The organism is Pseudomonas brenneri, from assembly GCF_007858285.1.
In the GTDB taxonomy this organism is placed as follows: domain Bacteria; phylum Pseudomonadota; class Gammaproteobacteria; order Pseudomonadales; family Pseudomonadaceae; genus Aquipseudomonas; species Aquipseudomonas brenneri.
The window spans coordinates 1-18,231 of the sequence record NZ_VFIL01000013.1 but is presented as its reverse complement, the minus strand read 5'-3'; the positions used below and the strand labels follow the sequence as shown (position 1 = coordinate 18,231).

The window sequence follows — 18,231 nt, the reverse complement described above, 5'->3', positions numbered from 1 at the left end:
CCGCCGTGGCCGGGCATGCATCGTCCCGAATGATGATTTTAGTCTTTTTGCCGGCGCTTGCCCGGCTCATCATCGCCAGCCAGGCAGGCAATAGAACATGTTTTACCTCACGGGTTCGGTAGAATCCCGATTTTGTCCTCATTGTTAAGGAAGGCTAATGGCTCAGCCCTACAGTGCTCGCAGTCGTGCTATCGAACCTTTTCATGTCATGGCGTTGCTGGCGCGGGCCAATGAGCTACAGGCCGCTGGCCATGATGTGATTCACCTGGAGATCGGCGAACCGGACTTCACCACCGCCGAGCCGATCATCCAGGCCGGCCAGGCCGCGCTGGCCAATGGCAAGACCCGCTACACCGCTGCCCGTGGCCTGCCGGAGTTGCGCGAGGCCATCAGTGGTTTCTACCAGCAGCGCTATGGCTTGAACATCGACCCCGAGCGCATCCTGATCACCCCGGGCGGCTCCGGGGCCTTGCTGTTGGCCAGCAGCCTGCTGGTGGATCCCGGCAAGCACTGGTTGCTGGCGGACCCTGGCTACCCCTGTAACCGGCATTTCCTGCGACTGGTCGAGGGTGCGGCGCAACTGGTGCCGGTTGGTCCCGAGGTGCGTTACCAACTGACCGCCGACCTGGTGGAGCGTTATTGGGACCAGGACAGCGTGGGGGCCTTGGTTGCCTCGCCGGCCAACCCGACCGGGACCATCCTGACCCGTGATGAGCTGGCTGGCCTGTCCGGTGCGATCAAGGCGCGCAATGGCCATTTGGTGGTGGATGAGATCTATCACGGCCTGACCTATGGCACTGACGCAGCCAGCGTGCTGGAAGTGGATGATGACGCGTTCGTCCTAAACAGTTTTTCGAAGTATTTCGGCATGACCGGTTGGCGCCTTGGCTGGCTGGTGGCGCCCCCCGCAGCCGTGGGCGAACTGGAGAAACTGGCGCAGAACCTGTACATCAGCGCCCCCAGCATGGCCCAGCACGCAGCATTGGCCTGTTTTACCCCGCAGACCCTGGCGATTCTTGAAGAGCGACGGGCCGAATTCGGTCGCCGGCGTGACTTTTTGTTACCGGCTCTGCGCGAGTTGGGTTTCGGTATTGCGGTCGAGCCTGAAGGGGCGTTTTACCTGTATGCCGATATCAGTGCCTTTGGTGGCGATGCTTTCGCGTTCTGCCGGCATTTTCTGGAAACCGAGCATGTGGCATTCACGCCAGGGTTGGATTTCGGTCGCTTCCAGGCCGGTCATCATGTGCGTTTTGCCTACACGCAAAACCTTGATCGACTACAGGAAGCAGTGGAACGCATTGCCCGTGGCTTGCAGAGTTGGCAAGGCTGATGCGCTTTCATCCTCCTCTCGAAGAAGGTCGGCTGATTCGCCGCTACAAGCGCTTTCTGGCCGACATCGAAACCGCAGCCGGCGAATTGCTGACCATCCACTGCCCGAACACTGGCTCGATGTTCAACTGCATGGTCGAGGGCGGGCAAGTCTGGTTCAGCCGCTCCAACGACCCCAAGCGCAAGCTGCCGGGGACCTGGGAAATCGCGCAAACACCCCAGGGCCGCCTGGCGTGCGTCAACACCGCGCGCGCCAATCAACTGGTTGAAGAAGCGCTGAATGCTGGAGTGATCACCGAACTCAACGGCTTTACCGCCTTAAAGCGCGAAGTGCCCTACGGCCAGGAGAAGAGCCGTATCGACTTTCGCCTGGACTACCCCGACGGTGCAGCTTATGTCGAAGTCAAAAGTGTCACCCTGGGGTTTGACGGCACGCCTATCGCAGCGTTTCCCGATGCGGTGACTCAGCGTGGGGCCAAACATTTGCGTGAGCTGGCGCATCTGGCTCGCAGCGGTGTACGAGCCGTGCAGTTGTACTGTGTGAATCTGTCTGGCATCGACGGTGTACGGCCGGCCGAGGAAATCGACGCGGGCTATGCCGCGGCACTGCGTGAAGCCAAGGCTGCCGGGGTGCAAGTCTTAGCTTACGGTGTGCAGGTGAGTGCGCAGCAAATCTATATCGATCGCCCACTGCCAGTGTTGCTCAACCCCTAGAGCTGTACCCACAATCCCTGTGCGTCCTCGCGGCCGGGCAGGGGGGTCAAGCTTTGGCCTGCGCAGGGGCCGGCGACGCATTCGCCGTTTTCGATCAGAAACAATGCGCCATGGGTGGCACATTGGATCATGCTCGCGCTGGGGTCGAGAAACCGGTCAGGTTGCCATTCCAGCGGTACGCCGCGATGAGGACAACGGTTGATATAGAAATACACCCGGCCTTCGCGGCGTACGGCAAACAGCTTGCGGCCATCGAGATCGAAGCCGCGGCTGCTGTCTTGGGCAAGTTCGTGGGACGGGCACAGAAACTTCATGAGTGTTCTCAGGTGGTACGGGTCAAGGGCTGCAGGGCGATCCGGGGTTTATGGGCGAGCCTGGCGCTTGACGTTCAAATGCAAACAATTATCAAATGCCGGCTTCGCCCGTTAGCTGACTGCGTGCTCAGTACGATGCCAGACCGCCAGGATCTGTCACACGATTGAGTGATTCAGTGGCTCCACCCCTTGGAAGGAAACCCTTTTATGCGCCTGAGTACCAGCGCTATTGCGCTTGTTGTCGGACTGCTGGTCAACCACGGGGCACAAGCCTCTGAGCTGCCACAACGCTGGGTCAGTGCAGGCGGTGCATTGTCGGAGTGGGTGACGGCCCTGGGTGGGGAGTCCAAACTGGTGGGTGTCGACACCACCAGTCAGCATCCGCAATCACTCAAGGCACTGCCCAGTATTGGTTACCAGCGCCAACTGTCGGCCGAAGGGATCTTGAGCCTGCGCCCGCAAATCCTGGTGGGCACCGAGGAAATGGGGCCGCCGCCGGTGCTGGCGCAGATACGTGGTGCAGGCGTGCAAGTGGAGCTGTTCTCCGCGCAGCCGGATTTGCCGACCCTGCAAGGCAACCTGCAACATCTTGGCAAACTGTTGGGGGCCGAAGCCAAGGCTGCGGCACTGTTCAACACCTATCAGCAGCAACTGGACGAGCAGAAAGCCGCTGTGGCCCAGGCGCAAACCCGGCAAAAGGCCCCAGGTGTGCTGCTGGTGCTCGGGCATGCCGGTGGCAAACCACTGATCGCCGGCAAGGACACTGCCGCCGATTGGGTGCTGCAACAAGCCGGTGGGCACAACCTGGCGACGCACAGTGGCTACAAGCCATTTTCCGTAGAGTCCCTGGCGGGGCTGAGTCCTGAAGTGCTGGTGTTCTCTGATCGCGCCCTGAGTGGCGAGGCAGCCCGCGCGGCCTTGTTCAAGGAAAACCCGATTCTGGCAGCCACTTCTGCGGCCAAGACCGGGCGAGTCTTTGAGTTGGACCCCACCTTGTTGGTCGGTGGCCTGGGGCCGCGTTTGCCGGCCAGCCTGCAAGCCTTGTCCGCCGGGTTCTATCCGCCTAAAACCCAAGCTGCCCCATGACCACTCTGGTTAAACCGCGCGCGCTGTTCATCGGCTTGAGCCTGTTATGTGTATTGGCGATCTGGCTGTCCCTGGCTTTGGGGCCGGTCAGCCTGCCATTGCTCGACACCTTGCGCGCCGCCTTGCGTTTGCTTGGCGTGCCCATCGAGGCCCAGGGGTTGGAGCAGGCCGAGTTGATTCTCGGGCAGATCCGTTTACCGCGCACCTTGTTGGGGCTGGCGGTTGGCGGGGTGCTGGCGCTGTCGGGGGTGGCGATGCAGGGGTTGTTCCGCAACCCGTTGGCCGACCCGGGTTTGGTCGGCGTGTCCAGTGGCGCCGCGCTGGGGGCTGCGGTGGCCATCGTCGGTGGCGCGGCTTTCGGTGGCCTGCCGGATGCCGTGGGGCCGTATCTGCTGTCGTTGTGTGCGTTTCTCGGCGGGCTGGGTGTGACTGCGCTGGTCTATCGCCTGGGACGACGTGACGGCCAGACCAATGTCGCAACCATGCTGTTGGCCGGCATCGCCTTGACCGCACTGGCGGCCTCGGCGGTGGGCCTGTTCACCTACCTGGCGGATGACGCCACCTTGCGCACCCTGACGTTCTGGAACCTGGGCAGCCTCAATGGTGCCAGCTACTCGCGTTTGTGGCCGTTGTTGCTGGTCAGTGCCGGTGTGGCGCTGTGGCTACCGCGCCGGGCCAAGGCGCTCAACGCTTTGCTCCTGGGGGAATCGGAAGCCAGTCACCTGGGGATCAACGTTGAGGGGCTCAAGCGTGAGCTGGTGTTTTGCACGGCCCTCGGGGTGGGCGCAGCGGTCGCGGCCGCAGGGTTGATCGGCTTTGTCGGGCTGGTGGTGCCGCACCTTGTGCGGCTGCTGGCCGGGCCGGATCACCGGGTGCTGTTGCCGGCTTCGGTGCTGGCTGGCGCGAGCCTGTTGTTATTCGCTGACCTGGTAGCGCGCCTGGCCCTGGCACCCGCGGAATTGCCCATTGGGATTGTTACCGCCTTTATCGGCGCCCCGTTCTTTCTTTACTTGCTGTTACGAGGGCGCGCCTGATGCTGCGAGTGGAAAACCTGCAGGTCCGTCGCGGTCGCAAAACCGTATTGGCCGATGTGACCCTGGACCTCAGGCCGGGTGAAGTCTTGGGCGTGCTGGGCCCTAATGGCGCGGGCAAAAGCACATTGCTCGGTGCATTGTGTGCGCAGTTGCACCCGGATGAGGGGCAGGTATGGCTGGGCGATCGCGCGCTAAAGGATTGGCAGGGCGCGCAACGGGCCCAGCGCCTTGCGGTGCTGCCCCAAGTGTCGACCCTGGACTTCGCTTTTCGCGTCGAGGAAGTGGTGGGCATGGGGCGCTTGCCCCATCAGACCGGGCGCGTGCGCGACGATGAAATCATCGCCGCCGCCTTGCAGGCCGCCGATGTGGGCCATTTGAGCGGGCGCAGCTACCTGGCTTTGTCCGGTGGCGAGCGCCAGCGCGTGCACCTGGCGCGGGTACTGGCGCAACTATGGCCGGGTGAAGCTGGGCAGACGTTATTGCTCGATGAGCCGACCTCGATGCTTGACCCCTTGCACCAGCACACCACCTTGCAGGCTATCCGCAGCTTCGCTGACCGTGGTGCCGCCGTGCTGGTGATCCTCCACGACCTGAACCTGGCCGCGCGCTACTGCGACCGTATCCTGCTGCTGGAGAACGGCCGCCCCCATGCCCTGGATACGCCGACGCAGGTGTTGCGTCCTGAACTGCTCAAGGCGGTGTTTGGCCTGGATGTACTGGTGCAGCCCCATCCTGAGCTAGGTCATCCATTGATCATCGCCCGTTAAAAAACCGTAGGCAAAAAAAGACCCGGCAAGAGCCGGGTCAAATAACCGTGATTAGCCTGATGAGGAGATAAGCTGAGAGTCCGAACCAATGGTCTTTCAGTTATCGGCTGATCTCGCGACCAGTTGTGATAATCATAACGATTCTCATTTAAGAGTCAACATTTGTTTTTGCGGCCCCGGGATGTTTCCTCAAGCGTCTGTTTGGAATTCCCGAAAACGCTGGGCATCAGGCCCTCTCAGCTCTTGTTGCGGACCGACAGTGCGTCCAATTGGCGATTCAGGGCTTCCTTGCGCTCGGTTGGAATATCGTTCCAATGCACATCCATCAATGCGCCTTCGATGGCATACAGCAGGACTTTGGAAGCCCGGAAGCCGCGGGTGCGTACTGCCCGGTAGGCGTCTACCGCGCCCAGGCGGCGCAGGTCCGAAGCGCTATGGATGCCCACCGCATGCAGCCATTGTGCCGAGGTCTTGCCAAGGTTTTTCAGGTGTTGCAGCTCATCATTCATCAAGCCTCCTTGCGACGGCCGAATGGTTCGGTGGGTATCGTGACCAGGCAAGCCTGAAAGGAGTGTAGCGCTCAGTAGGAAAAGCGTAGTTCTTTGCTCAGAAACGATGTAAACGCTTCTAAGGCTGGCGCTGGAATGTTGACGGTGAGCGGCGCAAGCCCCCAGCCCGCATTGCGCGGGGCCGGGGGTGAGGATGTGCTGTCAGCGGGTGCGGTAACGCAGGCGAGTGCCGAAATTGACCGACATGAGGATCTCGTCAGCGCTCAGTTCGGGCGGGAAGTAAGCGCCTGAAATCTGCGCATGGGCCAGGCTGGCGCCTTCCAGCGAACAGTCGCGCAGGTCCAGGCCACGCAAGTCGGCCGAGCGGAAGTAGGCGTCGGTGAAGTCCACGCCGGCAGCGTCCAGATCCCGCAGGTCGAGCCCACGGAAATCGCCACCGCGCATATCGATGGGGCCACCCTTGGGGCGTTCCTGGTTGAAGCCACGGATGTCATCTTTATGCAGTAGTGCGTAGAGCGGGGTATCAAGCAGCTTCGGCTGGCCCATGGCGGCATCTCCCGTTGGAATTATGACGCCATTATAGTGCCACTATTGCTGGCCGTGAGCTGTTAACGGCTTCACGGCCAAGAAATATTTATTACAGGCCCGGCAAGCGTTGGCGAACATGGGCAACCAGTGCGTCCAGTGTCCCGCTTTCATTGGTCTCGACCCGTTTGCTCAGCAGCAGTTCTTCGGCGCTCAGGGGATCACGGCTGGCTTGCTGCTCTTCAATGACTGCCAGGGTGGCGTCAGACGGATCGTTTTTATCTGCCTGACGTTTTGCCAGCCAACTGGCGATAACAGCCTGCGGTGCATTGCAATCAAGGATCAGGAAGGGCGCCCCGGTTGCTTCTGCGACCTGGGCGGCAGCGGCGCGTTGCTCACGCTTGAGGTAGGTCGCATCCAGGACAACCGGGAAGCCTGCGCGCAGCACGGTTTCGGCGAGGGTATGCAGGCGGGCGTAGGTCGCTGCGCTGGCATCTGCGGCATAAATCCCGGCTTGCGGGGTATTCTCGACCTGCTGCTCACCGAACAGGCGTTTGCGCTCGACATCCGAGCGCAGGCGAATGGCCCCCAGCGCGTCGACCAGACGCATCGCCACGTGGCTTTTGCCGGTCGCCGACACGCCATGGGTAATCGCCAGGAAGCGCGAGGGGATGGTGCTGTAGCTTTCGGCCAGGTTGGCGTAGTTGCGGTATTGGCGCAGGGTGGTGGCCCGCTCGACCGGTGTTGCCTCGGACGGCATGCTGAACAGCGCGACCTTGGCCCGCACCAGGGCACGGTAGGCTTTATAGAAGTTCAGCAGCTCCAGGCTCTGATAATCGCCGGTCAGCTCCAGGTACTGGCTGATAAAACGTCGGGCCAGCGACTTGAGGCCACGGTCTTCCAGGTCCATGGCCAGGAAGCCAGTGTCGGCGCACACGTCGGTGAAGCGAAACGGTTCGTTGAACTCGATGCAGTCGAAGATCACCACGTGCCCGTCGATCATGGTCGCGTTGCCCAGGTGAATATCACCGTGGCACTCACGGGTAAAGCCATTGAGCTTGCGTTGCTCCAGCAGCGGCTTGAGGCGTTCAAAGCTGCTCTCGGCCCAGGCTTGCAGGGCTTGCAGTTGGGCCAGGTCGGCCTTGTCGCTGAGGAAGGGAAGAATCTGCTCGAAGTTCTGCCGCACCGGCGCCATCACCTCGTTCGGGGTGCCGGCGGGATGGGCTTCGGGAACCTTGGGCGCGCTCAGGTGAAAGTGGGCAATCTGGCTGGCCATCTCATCAATGTGGCCACTGGTCAGCTCGCCATTGGCCTGCAACGTGCTCAGCAGTTGGCTTTGCGGGAACTGGCGCATTTTCAGCACATATTCAATGGCTGGGCCTTCGCCGCCCAGTTGCGGTGCTTCAGCGCTGCCGGTGATCGGCAACACGTCAAGATACAAATCTTGTGTCAGGCGTTGGTTGAGGCGCAGCTCTTCATTGCAGAAGTGGCCGCGGGCGTCCAATTGGGTAAAGTCGAGGAAGCCGAAGTTCACCGGCTTCTTGATTTTATAGGCATAGGGGCCGGTGAGCAGGACCCAGGAAATATGGGTTTCGATGACTTGAAACGCGTCGACCGGATGAGGAAACAAGGCCGGGTTTTGCAGGGCGGCAATCAGGGGCTGGCTCACGGGCGATCCTTCGGAGTCTGGGAAAATAATGGTGCGCATTATGGCCGCTCAAGCCGGTCATGCAAACCGCCGTCCGGTTCATGTTGATCATCAATAAAGTGCGTATAATCCGCCGCCATGACTCGTACCCGATCTCCCCGTTCCCGTAAAAAACCTCCTCCCCGCAGCCTGCGCCCCTGGTTGGGCTGGGCGCTCAAGCTCGGCCTGGTGGGCCTGGTGGTGATCGCAGGCATCGCGGTCTACCTTGATGCGGTGGTCCAGGAGAAGTTCTCAGGCAAACGCTGGACCATCCCGGCGAAGGTCTACGCTCGCCCGCTGGAACTGTTTACCGGCCAGAAGCTGAGCAAGGCGGACTTCCTCACCGAACTCGATGCGCTGGGCTATCGGCGTGAAGCCGTGGCCAACGGCCCGGGCGCTGCGGCTGTCAGCGGGAACACGGTTGACTTGAATACCCGGGGTTTCCAGTTCTATGAAGGCCTGGAAAAGGCGCAGCCTGTGCGTGTGCGCTTCTCCGGTGATTACGTTGCCGAGCTGTCGGCACTTAATGGCGGCAAACTGCCGGTGGTGCGCCTTGAGCCGTTGCTGATCGGCGGGATTTACCCGAAGAACCTTGAAGATCGCATCCTGATCAAGATCGATCAGGTACCGCCCTACCTGTTGGAAACCCTGGTCGCGGTCGAAGATCGGGACTTCTATAGCCACTGGGGCGTATCGCCCAAGTCCATCGCCCGTGCCGTGTGGGTCAACACCTCCGGCGGGCGGATGACTCAGGGTGGCAGTACCCTGACGCAACAATTGGTCAAGAATTTCTACCTGACCAGTGAGCGCAGCCTGACTCGCAAACTCACCGAAGCCATGATGGCAATGTTGCTGGAGCTGCATTACAGCAAGCAGGAAATTCTGGAGGCGTACCTCAATGAGGTGTTTGTCGGCCAGGATGGCCAGCGGGCGGTGCACGGTTTCGGCCTGGCCAGCCAGTTCTTCTTCGGTCAACCATTGTCCGAATTGAAGCTGCACCAGGTGGCGTTGCTGGTGGGCATGGTCAAGGGGCCGTCCTATTACAACCCGCGTCGCAACCCGGAGCGGGCGCTGGAACGCCGCAATCTGGTGCTCGATGTGCTGGAGCAGCAGGGCGTTGCTAGCGCTGAACAGGTGGCTGCCGCGAAGAAGATGCCCCTGGGTGTCACCACCCGTGGCAAGTTGGCAGACAGCTCGTTCCCCGGCTTTATCGACCTGGTCAAACGCCAGTTGCGCGAAGATTATCGCGACGAAGACTTGACCGAAGAAGGCCTGCGGATCTTCACCAGTTTCGACCCGATCCTGCAGATGAAGGCCGAGGCTTCGGTCAGCGATACCTTCAAGCGCCTGGCCGGGCGTAAAGGCTCGGACGAAGTCGAAGCCGCCATGGTGGTGACCAATCCGGAAACCGGTGAAGTCCAGGCCATGATCGGTAGCCGTCAGGCCAGCTTCGCCGGTTTCAATCGGGCGCTGGATGCCGTGCGGCCGATTGGCTCGCTGATCAAACCGGCGGTGTACCTCACTGCGCTGGAAAAACCGAGCAAATACACACTGACCAGTTGGTTGTCCGACGAGGCGTTTTCGGTCAAGGGTGCCGATGGTCAGGTGTGGAAGCCGCAGAACTATGATCGCCGCTCCCACGGTACGGTTTTCCTGTACCAGGGCCTGGCGCATTCCTACAACTTGTCCACGGCGCGACTTGGCCTGGAACTGGGTGTGCCGAATGTGCTCAAGACGCTGGCGCGACTGGGCGTCAGCCGCGAGTTCCCGGCGTTCCCGTCGATGTTGCTGGGCGCGGGGGGCTTGAGCCCGATGGACGTGGCAACCATGTACCAGACCCTCGCCAACGGTGGTTTCAACACGCCGATGCGCGGGATTCGTAGTGTTCTCACGGCGGAAGGCGAGCCGCTCAAGCGTTATCCGTTCCAGATTGAACAGCGCTTTGATCCAGCCTCCATCTACCTGACCCAGAACGCCATGCAGCGCGTCATGCGCGAAGGTACCGGGCGCTCGGTCTACAGCGTGTTGCCGTCCAACCTGACGCTGGCTGGCAAGACCGGTACCAGTAACGATTCCCGTGACAGCTGGTTCGCCGGTTTCAGCCAGGACCTGCTCGCGGTGGTCTGGCTGGGGCGTGATGACAACGGCAAGACACCTTTTACCGGCGCGACCGGCGCCCTGCAGGTCTGGACCAGCTTTATGCGCAAGGCCGACCCGCTGCCACTGAACATGCCACAACCTGACAATATCGTTCAGGCCTGGATCGATCCCCATACCGGCCAGGGCTCCGATGCCAACTGTCCGGGCGCGGTGCAGATGCCGTATATTCGCGGCAGCGAACCGCCAGCCGGCGCACCGTGTGGTGGCGTGCCCACAGACGCGGATTCGGTGATGGATTGGGTCAAGGGCTGGATGAATTAAGCAAAGAGGATTTCAAGTGAACAAGTGGTTGATTCCAGCTGTTACAACATTGGCTTTGCTCAGTGGTTGTTCCACCGTGCAGCGTGGCTCCATCCCGGTGGTGGATTCCGGCACGGCCGTGTCCAACAATGATCGGATTTCGGCCAATGGCGGTTTTCGCCAGACCGTGGTCACGCGTCCGAACCCAGCCACGACGCAGGCCGTGCCTCAGGATTCCGGTGTGGTGGTCATGGTTCCGGGCGGTGGTGCCACGACTTCTGCGCCGATCAGCTCCGCGCCATGGACGCCTGGGCCAATCACCCCGGGTCCGTCGAACTCCGCGCCGATTCAAACGGCGCCGATCAACCAGGGCAGCTACTCCATGCCTTCGACACCGAGTGGGATTCCTTCCGCAAGCAGCGGTGGGCTGTCTGCCGACGAGCAATTGGACGGTCCGGTCCTGGCCTTGCTCACGACCGCCCAGCAACAGCAGGCTGGGGGTGACTTGAACGGCGCATCGTCCAGCCTTGAGCGCGCCCAGCGTGTAGCGCCGCGTGAACCACAGGTTCTGTATCGCCTGGCACAAGTGCGCATGGCCCAGGGGGATGCGCCACAAGCTGAACAGTTCGCCCGTCGTGGCTTGACCATGGCCAATGGTCGCCCTGACCTGCAAGCCAGTCTGTGGGCCTTGATTGGTGATGCCCGCGCTGCGCAAGGTGACGCCGCTGGCGCAGCCCAGGCCCGGCAAAAAGCCAAGGTCAGCCTCTGATGGATTCGCGTTTTCCGGCGATTGCCGAACAATTGCTGTTGATTGAGCGTGAACTGCGCGTGCAGGGCTGGTGGGACGAAGTGTCTCCCAGCGCCGAGGCGCTGAGCAGCGTCGAGCCTTTTTCTGTCGATACCCTGGATTTTCATCAGTGGTTGCAGTGGATTTTCCTGGCCCGGATGAAACAGATCCTGGAGCAGGACTTGCCGCTGCCCAATGCGTCGGGAATCCTGGAGATGGCCGAGATGGTCTACGCCGATCGTCCGCGCGAGAGCCTCGGCTTGCGCAATGCGCTGAAAAAGTTCGACCAACTGATCGTCGACGCTCGTTAATTGCCTGACTGCCGGTTTTTCCGGCAGTCTTGCGCACATTTCTACCGCTTGACGACATTCAGGCGAGTTTTATCCCTCCTCAAACCCCTTTCTTCTGCGTTCTCATGCGCTTAGTTGGAAAAAAGCGCAATTATTGCTTGACTTGAAGGGGCTGAAACAGAAGAATCCAAAGTCCGCTGTATCGGGACTGCCAGAAGCAGGCCCGCTCAGCAGATCATGAGGCGCACATCCGCGCCGACCTGTTACACCCGCAACGCGTTACCTCGCGCTGGGTGGGAAAAGCCCGCAACACTTGGGACGATCCCAATACTTGCTCAGTCAGTGCTGACGTAGTCGGCGACCACCGTCGCTCATGCTCTGTTGAGAAGTAAACCTATTAAGACCCGTCGGTTTTCAACGGACGGTATTCTGGCGTTTTAGAGGTGAACAACGTGGAGCTTTTATCTGGTGGTGAGATGCTCGTCCGCTTTTTGCGTGACGAAGGCGTCGACTATATCTACGGGTACCCAGGTGGTGCTCTGCTGCATGTCTACGACGCACTGTTCAAGGAACCTGGTGTTACCCACATCCTGGTTCGCCACGAACAGGCCGCGACCCATATGGCTGACGGTTATGCCCGTGCCACCGGTAAAGCCGGTGTGGTCCTGGTAACGTCCGGCCCAGGCGCAACCAATGCCATTACCGGCATCGCGACTGCTTATATGGACTCCATTCCGATGGTGATCATTTCCGGCCAGGTGCCTAGCACCATGGTTGGTACCGATGCATTCCAGGAAACCGACATGATCGGTATCTCCCGGCCGATCGTGAAGCACAGCTTCATGATCAAGCATCCGTCGGAGATCCCGGACGTCATGAAAAAGGCCTTTTACCTCGCACAGTCCGGTCGCCCGGGTCCGGTGGTGGTCGATATCCCGAAAGACATGACCAACCCGGCGGAAAAATTCGAATACGTCTTCCCGAAGAAAGCCAAGCTGCGCTCCTACAGCCCGGCTGTTCGTGGGCACTCGGGGCAGATCCGCAAGGCAGCAGAAATGCTCCTGGCGGCCAAGCGCCCAGTGCTTTACTCCGGCGGTGGGGTGATCCTGGGCGGCGGTTCCGCACCGCTGACCGAACTGGCCAAGATGCTGAACCTGCCAGTGACCAACACCCTGATGGGGCTCGGCGCCTTCCCGGGTTCGGATCGTCAGTTCGTCGGCATGCTCGGCATGCACGGCAGCTACACCGCCAACCTGACCATGCACCACGCCGATGTGATTCTGGCCGTGGGGGCGCGGTTCGATGACCGGGTGATCAACGGCGCGAGTAAGTTCTGCCCGAATGCCAAGATCATCCACATCGATATTGACCCGGCGTCCATCTCCAAGACCATCAAGGCCGACGTGCCGATCGTAGGTCCAGTGGAAAGCGTATTGACCGAAATGGTCGCCGCGCTCAAGGACATCGGTGAGGCACCGAACAAGGAGTCCGTTGCCAGTTGGTGGAAGCAGATCGACGAATGGCGTGGCGATCGCGGCTTGTTCCCTTACGACAAGGGCGACGGCAGCATTATCAAGCCACAGACCGTGATCGAAACCCTGTGCGAAGTGACCAAGGGCGACGCCTTTGTGACCTCCGACGTGGGCCAGCACCAGATGTTCGCCGCGCAGTACTACAAGTTCGACAAGCCTAACCGCTGGATCAACTCCGGTGGCCTGGGCACGATGGGCTTTGGTTTCCCTGCGGCCATGGGTGTGAAACTGAGCTTCCCCGACACCGACGTTGCATGCGTGACCGGTGAGGGCAGCATCCAGATGAACATCCAGGAGCTGTCGACCTGCCTGCAATATGGCTTGCCGGTGAAGATCGTCTGCCTGAACAACGGTGTGCTGGGCATGGTTCGCCAGTGGCAGGACATGAGCTACAACAGCCGTCACTCCCATTCCTACATGGAATCGCTGCCTGATTTCGTCAAGTTGGTTGAAGCCTATGGCCACGTCGGCATGCGCATCACCGATTTGAAGGATCTGAAGCCGAAGATGGAAGAGGCGTTCGCCATGAAGGATCGCCTGGTGTTCATCGACATCCAGGTCGACACCAGCGAGCACGTCTACCCGATGCAGATCAAAGACGGCTCTATGCGCGACATGTGGCTGAACAAGACGGAGCGAACCTAATCATGCGGCACATTATCTCCCTGCTTCTGGAGAACGAACCCGGCGCTCTGTCTCGTGTTGTCGGCCTGTTTTCGCAACGCAACTACAACATCGAAAGCCTGACCGTGGCCCCGACCGAAGACCCGACCCTGTCGCGTCTGACGTTGACTACTGTAGGCCACGATGAGGTGATCGAGCAGATCACCAAGAACCTCAACAAGCTGATCGAAGTGGTCAAGCTGGTCGACTTGTCGGAAAGTGCCCACATCGAGCGCGAGCTGATGCTGGTCAAGGTCAAGGCCACGGGCGCCCAGCGTGCCGAGATCAAACGCACTACCGATATTTATCGCGGGCAGATCGTCGATGTGAGCGCCAGCGTTTATACCGTGCAACTGACCGGTACAAGCGACAAGCTGGACAGCTTCATCCAGTCGATCGGGACGGCCTCGATTCTGGAAACCGTACGCAGTGGTGTCACCGGGATTGCCCGTGGCGACAAAGTACTCAGCATCTAACCCAATTAGTGAATGGCCTAAGGGCCTGGATATATAGAGGAACCTCATGAAAGTTTATTACGAAAAAGATTGTGACCTGTCGATCATCCAGGGCAAAAAAGTTGCCATCATCGGCTACGGTTCCCAGGGCCACGCTCAAGCGTGCAACCTGAAAGACTCCGGCGTTGACGTGACCGTTGGCCTGCGCAAAGGCTCGGCGACCGTTGCCAAGGCAGAGGCTCATGGCCTGAAAGTGACTGACGTTGCTTCCGCTGTTGCTGCTGCCGACCTGGTCATGATCCTGACCCCGGACGAGTTCCAGTCCGCGCTGTACAAGAACGAAATCGAGCCGAACATCAAGAAGGGCGCCACCCTGGCCTTCTCCCACGGCTTCGCGATCCACTACAACCAGGTAGTACCGCGCGCTGACCTCGACGTGATCATGATCGCGCCCAAGGCTCCAGGCCACACCGTACGTTCCGAGTTCGTCAAAGGCGGCGGTATCCCTGACCTGATCGCGATCTATCAGGACGCCTCGGGCAACGCCAAGAATGTTGCACTGTCCTACGCCGCAGGCGTTGGTGGTGGTCGTACCGGCATCATCGAAACCACCTTCAAGGACGAGACCGAAACCGACCTGTTCGGCGAGCAAGCCGTTCTGTGCGGCGGTACCGTCGAGCTGGTAAAAGCTGGTTTCGAAACCCTGGTTGAAGCTGGCTACGCGCCGGAAATGGCCTACTTCGAGTGCCTGCACGAACTGAAGCTGATCGTTGACCTCATGTACGAAGGCGGTATCGCCAACATGAACTACTCGATCTCCAACAACGCCGAATACGGCGAGTACGTGACCGGTCCGGAAGTGATCAACGCCGAATCCCGTCAGGCCATGCGCAACGCCCTGAAACGTATTCAGGACGGCGAGTACGCCAAAATGTTCATCAGCGAAGGTGCAACCGGCTACCCTTCGATGACCGCCAAGCGTCGTAACAACGCCGCTCACGGTATCGAAATCATCGGCGAGCAACTGCGCTCCATGATGCCGTGGATCGGTGCCAACAAGATCGTCGACAAAGCCAAGAACTAAGTCGTACGTATCAAGTGAAAACGCGGCCTCGGCCGCGTTTTTTCGTTTGAGGGCTGGTTCTGGTATAAAGCTGCATCGTTTGCGGGCGAACACTCGCCGCAAGTGTCTGTCGAATTTTTTCACACCGTTGCAAGGTAAAGTCCATGAGCGAACGTCCCGAAGAGCCAAACCAGGCCTCTGACGCCGAAAGCCTGCTACCGATCGATGAGCATGTCGAAGAAGGGCGTGACGCGGAAGGCCGCAAGGTCCGGCATCGTGGCATCTATCTTCTGCCCAACCTGTTCACCACGGCGAACCTGTTTGCCGGTTTCTACTCCATCATCAATTCCATGAGCGCCCAGAGCGCCTTGGCGGCAGGTGATGCGGCGAGTGCCAGCAAATACTTCGGTTTTGCCGCCATCGCGATCTTCGTGGCCATGGTGCTCGACGGCCTTGATGGGCGCGTGGCGCGGATGACCAATACCCAAAGCGCCTTCGGTGCCGAGTACGACTCTCTGTCGGACATGGTTGCCTTTGGTGTCGCACCTGCGTTGTTGGCGTTTGCCTGGGCGCTGGGAGATATGGGCAAGGTTGGCTGGATGGTTGCCTTCATCTATGTGGCGGGAGCTGCACTGCGTCTGGCGCGCTTCAATACCCAGGTAGGTACTGCCGACAAACGCTACTTCATTGGCCTGGCCAGCCCTGCCGCGGCAGGTGTGGTGGCGGGTATTGTCTGGGCGTTCAGTGATTACGGTATCCAGGGTTCGAAGATGTCGTTCCTGGTGGCCTTGATGGTTGCGGCGGCCGGCATGCTGATGGTCAGTAACATCAAGTACAACAGCTTCAAGGAGTTCGACCTGAAGGGGCGAGTGCCTTTCGTGGCGATTCTGGTGGTGGTGCTGGTCTTCGCGGTCGTCTTCAGCGATCCACCGCGGATTCTGCTGCTGGCGTTCCTGGTGTATGCCGCATCGGGTCCGGTTCAGTACCTGCTGCATCTTCGCCGGGACAAAACATTGCCTTAATGTAATTTCCCCCATACTCCGCAGTCTATTGGTGCATCAGTTCTCCAATGCTGCGGAGTTGCCATGTTAATCAAGTTGCCCAAAGCGTCCGACTGCCACGAATCGGATGTCACCCCAGAATCCCTCTATTTCTCCCGTCGCAGTTTGCTCGGTGGCGCGCTTGCCGGTATCGCGGCCAGTAGCCTGCCGCGTTGGGCGAGTGCGGCTGACGCTGCGCGTTATGCCGATGTCGAGCCCGGCAAGGCTCCCGGCTGGTTTGCCGAGAAGCTGCCTGGTACGCAATGGCAGGCGGTGACGGTCAAAGACGAAGCCATCACGCCATTCAAGGATGCGACCCACTACAACAACTTCTATGAGTTCGGTACCGACAAGAGCGACCCGGCGGCGAATGCCGGGTCACTCAAGACCGAGCCATGGAGCGTCGTAATTGATGGGGAGGTTGCAAAGCCGGGGCGTTATGCCTTGGAAGACTTCATGAAGCCGTATCAGTTGGAAGAACGGATCTACCGTCTGCGCTGTGTCGAGGCATGGTCGATGGTCATTCCCTGGATGGGGTTCCCCATATCAGCCCTGCTGAAACAGGTTGAGCCGACCTCCAAGGCCAAGTACATCCGCTTTGAAACCCTCCAGGACCCCAAGAGCATGCCGGGCCAGCGTTCGAGCTTCGGTCTGATCGACTGGCCTTATGTAGAAGGGTTGCGCCTGGATGAGGCGATGAATCCTCTGGCGATCCTGGCGGTGGGCATGTATGGGCGTGAATTGCCCAACCAGAATGGTGCGCCGCTGCGTTTGGTGGTGCCATGGAAGTATGGCTTCAAGAGTGTGAAGTCCATCGTGCGGATCAGTCTGGTGAGTGAGCAGCCGAAAACTACCTGGCAAAGCATTGCGGCGGATGAGTATGGGTTTTATGCGAATGTGAATCCCACGGTCGATCATCCGCGCTGGACCCAGGCGCGGGAACGACGGCTGCCCAGTGGCTTGTTCAGCCCGAATGTGCGCGAGACGCAGATGTTCAACGGTTACTCGCAAGAGGTCGCCTCTCTTTATACGGGCCTTGATCTGCGGAAGAACTATTGATGCGTTACCCCATATGGCGCGTTGGCGTCTTTATAGCAGCGGCGGTGTGGCCGTTGTATTGGTTGTATGAGGCCTGGAGCCTGGCCTTGGGGCCAGATCCCGGCAAAGTGCTGGTTGATCGCCTGGGGCTGGGAACGCTAATCCTGTTGCTGGTCACCTTGGGGATGACGCCTCTGCAAAAACTGAGCGGTTGGGCAGGGTGGATCGCTGTGCGCCGGCAGTTGGGGTTGTGGTGCTTTGCTTATGTGGTGCTGCACCTTGCGGCTTACTGTGTATTTATCCTGGGGTTGGATTGGTCGCAATTGGGTGTGGAGTTACGCAAGCGGCCCTACATTATTGTGGGGGCGCTGGGTTTCCTGGGCCTGCTGGCGTTGGCGGTGACCTCTAATCGCTACAGCCAGCGTCGGTTGGGTAGCCGTTGGAAGAAGCTGCATCGCTTGGTGTATGTGATTCTGGGGCTTGGTTTATTGCACATGCTTTGGATCGTGCGGGCTGACCTGAAGGAATGGGCTATCTATGCTTCTATAGGCGCGCTGCTTTTGCTCCTGCGGATCCCGCCTGTGATGCGTCGAATCCCTCGTCTTATTGCTAAAAAAGCACCTTCTGCAACAAAAGTGTAATTAGCCCTTGACCGCAGAATCAGGAAGTCTATAATTCGCCCCACTTCCGGCGCAGTCGAAACGGAAAACTCCTTGGTAAACAATGAGTTACGCAGTTTTCGGCAGCGGGTTGCTTCAGTTCATCGAAGCCAAAAGGAAGTTGAAAAAGAGGTGTTGACAGCAGCGTGTAACGCTGTAGAATTCGCCTCCCGCTGACGAGAGATCGAAAGCGCAAGTGGTTGAAGTTGTTGAGGATTCCTTGAAAACTTCTGAAAATAATCACTTGACAGCAAATGAGGCTGCTGTAGAATGCGCGCCTCGGTTGAGACGAAAGATCTTAACCAACCGCTCTTTAACAACTGAATCAAGCAATTCGTG

At 59.7% G+C, this 18,231-nt stretch carries 18 protein-coding genes; 14 read left to right on the top strand and 4 right to left on the bottom strand.

Translation table 11 applies throughout. The features are described 5' to 3' along the window. Positions 1–157 precede the first annotated feature (157 nt). Together FJD34_RS23790 and sfsA are read left to right on the top strand one after the other, a co-directional pair. On the top strand, positions 158–1,330 hold the full coding sequence (locus FJD34_RS23790) for a pyridoxal phosphate-dependent aminotransferase (protein WP_090292969.1): 1,173 nt from the start codon (positions 158–160) through the stop codon (positions 1,328–1,330). Next, positions 1,330–2,043 carry a DNA/RNA nuclease SfsA gene (gene sfsA, locus FJD34_RS23785; protein ID WP_032862935.1) on the top strand — a complete coding sequence of 238 codons (714 nt, stop codon included), beginning with the start codon at positions 1,330–1,332 and terminating at the stop codon, positions 2,041–2,043. The genes FJD34_RS23790 and sfsA overlap by 1 nt, the downstream gene beginning before the upstream one ends. On the opposite strand, the gene FJD34_RS23780 is transcribed toward sfsA, so the two are convergent. Beyond that, positions 2,040–2,357 carry a Rieske (2Fe-2S) protein gene (locus FJD34_RS23780; protein WP_032862936.1) on the bottom strand — a complete coding sequence of 106 codons (318 nt, stop codon included), beginning with the start codon at positions 2,355–2,357 and terminating at the stop codon, positions 2,040–2,042. The genes sfsA and FJD34_RS23780 overlap by 4 nt on opposite strands. 207 nt (positions 2,358–2,564) lie before the next feature. Here FJD34_RS23780 and FJD34_RS23775 point away from each other — a divergent pair, with 207 nt between their 5' ends. The 3 genes from FJD34_RS23775 to FJD34_RS23765 are packed head-to-tail and all read left to right on the top strand — an operon-like array spanning position 2,565 to position 5,244. Then, positions 2,565–3,443 carry a heme/hemin ABC transporter substrate-binding protein gene (locus FJD34_RS23775; RefSeq protein ID WP_032862938.1) on the top strand — a complete coding sequence of 293 codons (879 nt, stop codon included), beginning with the start codon at positions 2,565–2,567 and terminating at the stop codon, positions 3,441–3,443. Continuing rightward, a complete protein-coding gene (locus tag FJD34_RS23770; protein WP_032862939.1) occupies positions 3,440–4,477 on the top strand; it encodes a FecCD family ABC transporter permease in 1,038 nt (345 codons plus the stop codon). Before FJD34_RS23775 ends, FJD34_RS23770 begins: the two co-directional genes overlap by 4 nt. Further along, on the top strand, positions 4,477–5,244 hold the full coding sequence (locus FJD34_RS23765; RefSeq protein WP_032862940.1) for a heme ABC transporter ATP-binding protein: 768 nt from the start codon (positions 4,477–4,479) through the stop codon (positions 5,242–5,244). The genes FJD34_RS23770 and FJD34_RS23765 overlap by 1 nt, the downstream gene beginning before the upstream one ends. 236 nt (positions 5,245–5,480) lie before the next feature. On the opposite strand, the gene FJD34_RS23760 is transcribed toward FJD34_RS23765, so the two are convergent. The 3 genes from FJD34_RS23760 to FJD34_RS23750 form a co-directional block, all read right to left on the bottom strand. Next, complete coding sequence (locus FJD34_RS23760) at positions 5,481–5,753, bottom strand: TfoX/Sxy family protein (protein ID WP_032862941.1); 273 nt, start codon at positions 5,751–5,753, stop codon at positions 5,481–5,483. Positions 5,754–5,954: 201 nt separating this feature from the next. Then, positions 5,955–6,299 (bottom strand): pentapeptide repeat-containing protein, encoded by a 345-nt coding sequence (locus FJD34_RS23755; RefSeq protein WP_032862942.1) that lies wholly within the window; start codon positions 6,297–6,299, stop codon positions 5,955–5,957. Between the two features lie 91 nt (positions 6,300–6,390). After that, entirely contained in the window at positions 6,391–7,947 is a 1,557-nt protein-coding gene (locus FJD34_RS23750) for a bifunctional aminoglycoside phosphotransferase/ATP-binding protein (RefSeq protein WP_065942919.1), read from the bottom strand. Between the two features lie 117 nt (positions 7,948–8,064). On the opposite strand from FJD34_RS23750, the gene mrcB reads away from it, so the two are divergent. From mrcB to msrQ, 9 genes are all read left to right on the top strand, one after another. Next, a complete protein-coding gene (mrcB, locus tag FJD34_RS23745) occupies positions 8,065–10,386 on the top strand; it encodes a penicillin-binding protein 1B (RefSeq protein ID WP_090292971.1) in 2,322 nt (773 codons plus the stop codon). Positions 10,387–10,402: 16 nt separating this feature from the next. Further along, on the top strand, positions 10,403–11,134 hold the full coding sequence (locus FJD34_RS23740; protein ID WP_032862945.1) for a tetratricopeptide repeat protein: 732 nt from the start codon (positions 10,403–10,405) through the stop codon (positions 11,132–11,134). Then, the gene (locus FJD34_RS23735; protein ID WP_032862947.1) at positions 11,134–11,463 is read left to right on the top strand and encodes a YqcC family protein; all 330 of its coding nucleotides are present in this window, start codon (positions 11,134–11,136) and stop codon (positions 11,461–11,463) included. Before FJD34_RS23740 ends, FJD34_RS23735 begins: the two co-directional genes overlap by 1 nt. 431 nt (positions 11,464–11,894) lie before the next feature. After that, the gene (locus tag FJD34_RS23730; protein WP_032862959.1) at positions 11,895–13,619 is read left to right on the top strand and encodes an acetolactate synthase 3 large subunit; all 1,725 of its coding nucleotides are present in this window, start codon (positions 11,895–11,897) and stop codon (positions 13,617–13,619) included. A gap of 2 nt (positions 13,620–13,621) precedes the next feature. Further along, positions 13,622–14,113: an acetolactate synthase small subunit gene (ilvN, locus tag FJD34_RS23725; RefSeq protein ID WP_003176102.1), complete on the top strand. Its 492-nt coding sequence runs from the start codon at positions 13,622–13,624 to the stop codon at positions 14,111–14,113. A gap of 46 nt (positions 14,114–14,159) precedes the next feature. After that, entirely contained in the window at positions 14,160–15,176 is a 1,017-nt protein-coding gene (gene ilvC / locus FJD34_RS23720) for a ketol-acid reductoisomerase (protein WP_007948647.1), read from the top strand. A gap of 143 nt (positions 15,177–15,319) precedes the next feature. Beyond that, positions 15,320–16,177 carry a CDP-diacylglycerol--serine O-phosphatidyltransferase gene (gene pssA, locus FJD34_RS23715; RefSeq protein ID WP_090292973.1) on the top strand — a complete coding sequence of 286 codons (858 nt, stop codon included), beginning with the start codon at positions 15,320–15,322 and terminating at the stop codon, positions 16,175–16,177. A 63-nt stretch (positions 16,178–16,240) separates the two neighbouring features. Next, positions 16,241–17,254: a protein-methionine-sulfoxide reductase catalytic subunit MsrP gene (gene msrP, locus FJD34_RS23710; RefSeq protein WP_090292975.1), complete on the top strand. Its 1,014-nt coding sequence runs from the start codon at positions 16,241–16,243 to the stop codon at positions 17,252–17,254. Then, the gene (msrQ, locus tag FJD34_RS23705) at positions 17,254–17,874 is read left to right on the top strand and encodes a protein-methionine-sulfoxide reductase heme-binding subunit MsrQ (protein ID WP_032862951.1); all 621 of its coding nucleotides are present in this window, start codon (positions 17,254–17,256) and stop codon (positions 17,872–17,874) included. The genes msrP and msrQ overlap by 1 nt, the downstream gene beginning before the upstream one ends. The last annotated feature ends 357 nt before the right edge of the window (positions 17,875–18,231 follow it).

Excerpts from the sequence above, each read along its gene's own strand:
- FJD34_RS23790 (WP_090292969.1), top strand. The coding sequence starts at position 158 with ATGGCTCAGCCCTACAGTGCTCGCAGTCGTGCTATCGAACCTTTTCAT.
- FJD34_RS23765 (WP_032862940.1), top strand. The coding sequence starts at position 4,477 with ATGCTGCGAGTGGAAAACCTGCAGGTCCGTCGCGGTCGCAAAACCGTA.
- FJD34_RS23770 (WP_032862939.1), top strand. The coding sequence starts at position 3,440 with ATGACCACTCTGGTTAAACCGCGCGCGCTGTTCATCGGCTTGAGCCTG.
- msrQ (WP_032862951.1), top strand. The coding sequence starts at position 17,254 with ATGCGTTACCCCATATGGCGCGTTGGCGTCTTTATAGCAGCGGCGGTG.
- ilvC (WP_007948647.1), top strand. The coding sequence starts at position 14,160 with ATGAAAGTTTATTACGAAAAAGATTGTGACCTGTCGATCATCCAGGGC.
- mrcB (WP_090292971.1), top strand. The coding sequence starts at position 8,065 with ATGACTCGTACCCGATCTCCCCGTTCCCGTAAAAAACCTCCTCCCCGC.
- FJD34_RS23755 (WP_032862942.1), bottom strand. The coding sequence starts at position 6,299 with ATGGGCCAGCCGAAGCTGCTTGATACCCCGCTCTACGCACTACTGCAT.
- msrP (WP_090292975.1), top strand. The coding sequence starts at position 16,241 with ATGTTAATCAAGTTGCCCAAAGCGTCCGACTGCCACGAATCGGATGTC.
- sfsA (WP_032862935.1), top strand. The coding sequence starts at position 1,330 with ATGCGCTTTCATCCTCCTCTCGAAGAAGGTCGGCTGATTCGCCGCTAC.
- FJD34_RS23775 (WP_032862938.1), top strand. The coding sequence starts at position 2,565 with ATGCGCCTGAGTACCAGCGCTATTGCGCTTGTTGTCGGACTGCTGGTC.
- FJD34_RS23760 (WP_032862941.1), bottom strand. The coding sequence starts at position 5,753 with ATGAATGATGAGCTGCAACACCTGAAAAACCTTGGCAAGACCTCGGCA.
- pssA (WP_090292973.1), top strand. The coding sequence starts at position 15,320 with ATGAGCGAACGTCCCGAAGAGCCAAACCAGGCCTCTGACGCCGAAAGC.
- FJD34_RS23735 (WP_032862947.1), top strand. The coding sequence starts at position 11,134 with ATGGATTCGCGTTTTCCGGCGATTGCCGAACAATTGCTGTTGATTGAG.
- FJD34_RS23780 (WP_032862936.1), bottom strand. The coding sequence starts at position 2,357 with ATGAAGTTTCTGTGCCCGTCCCACGAACTTGCCCAAGACAGCAGCCGC.
- ilvN (WP_003176102.1), top strand. The coding sequence starts at position 13,622 with ATGCGGCACATTATCTCCCTGCTTCTGGAGAACGAACCCGGCGCTCTG.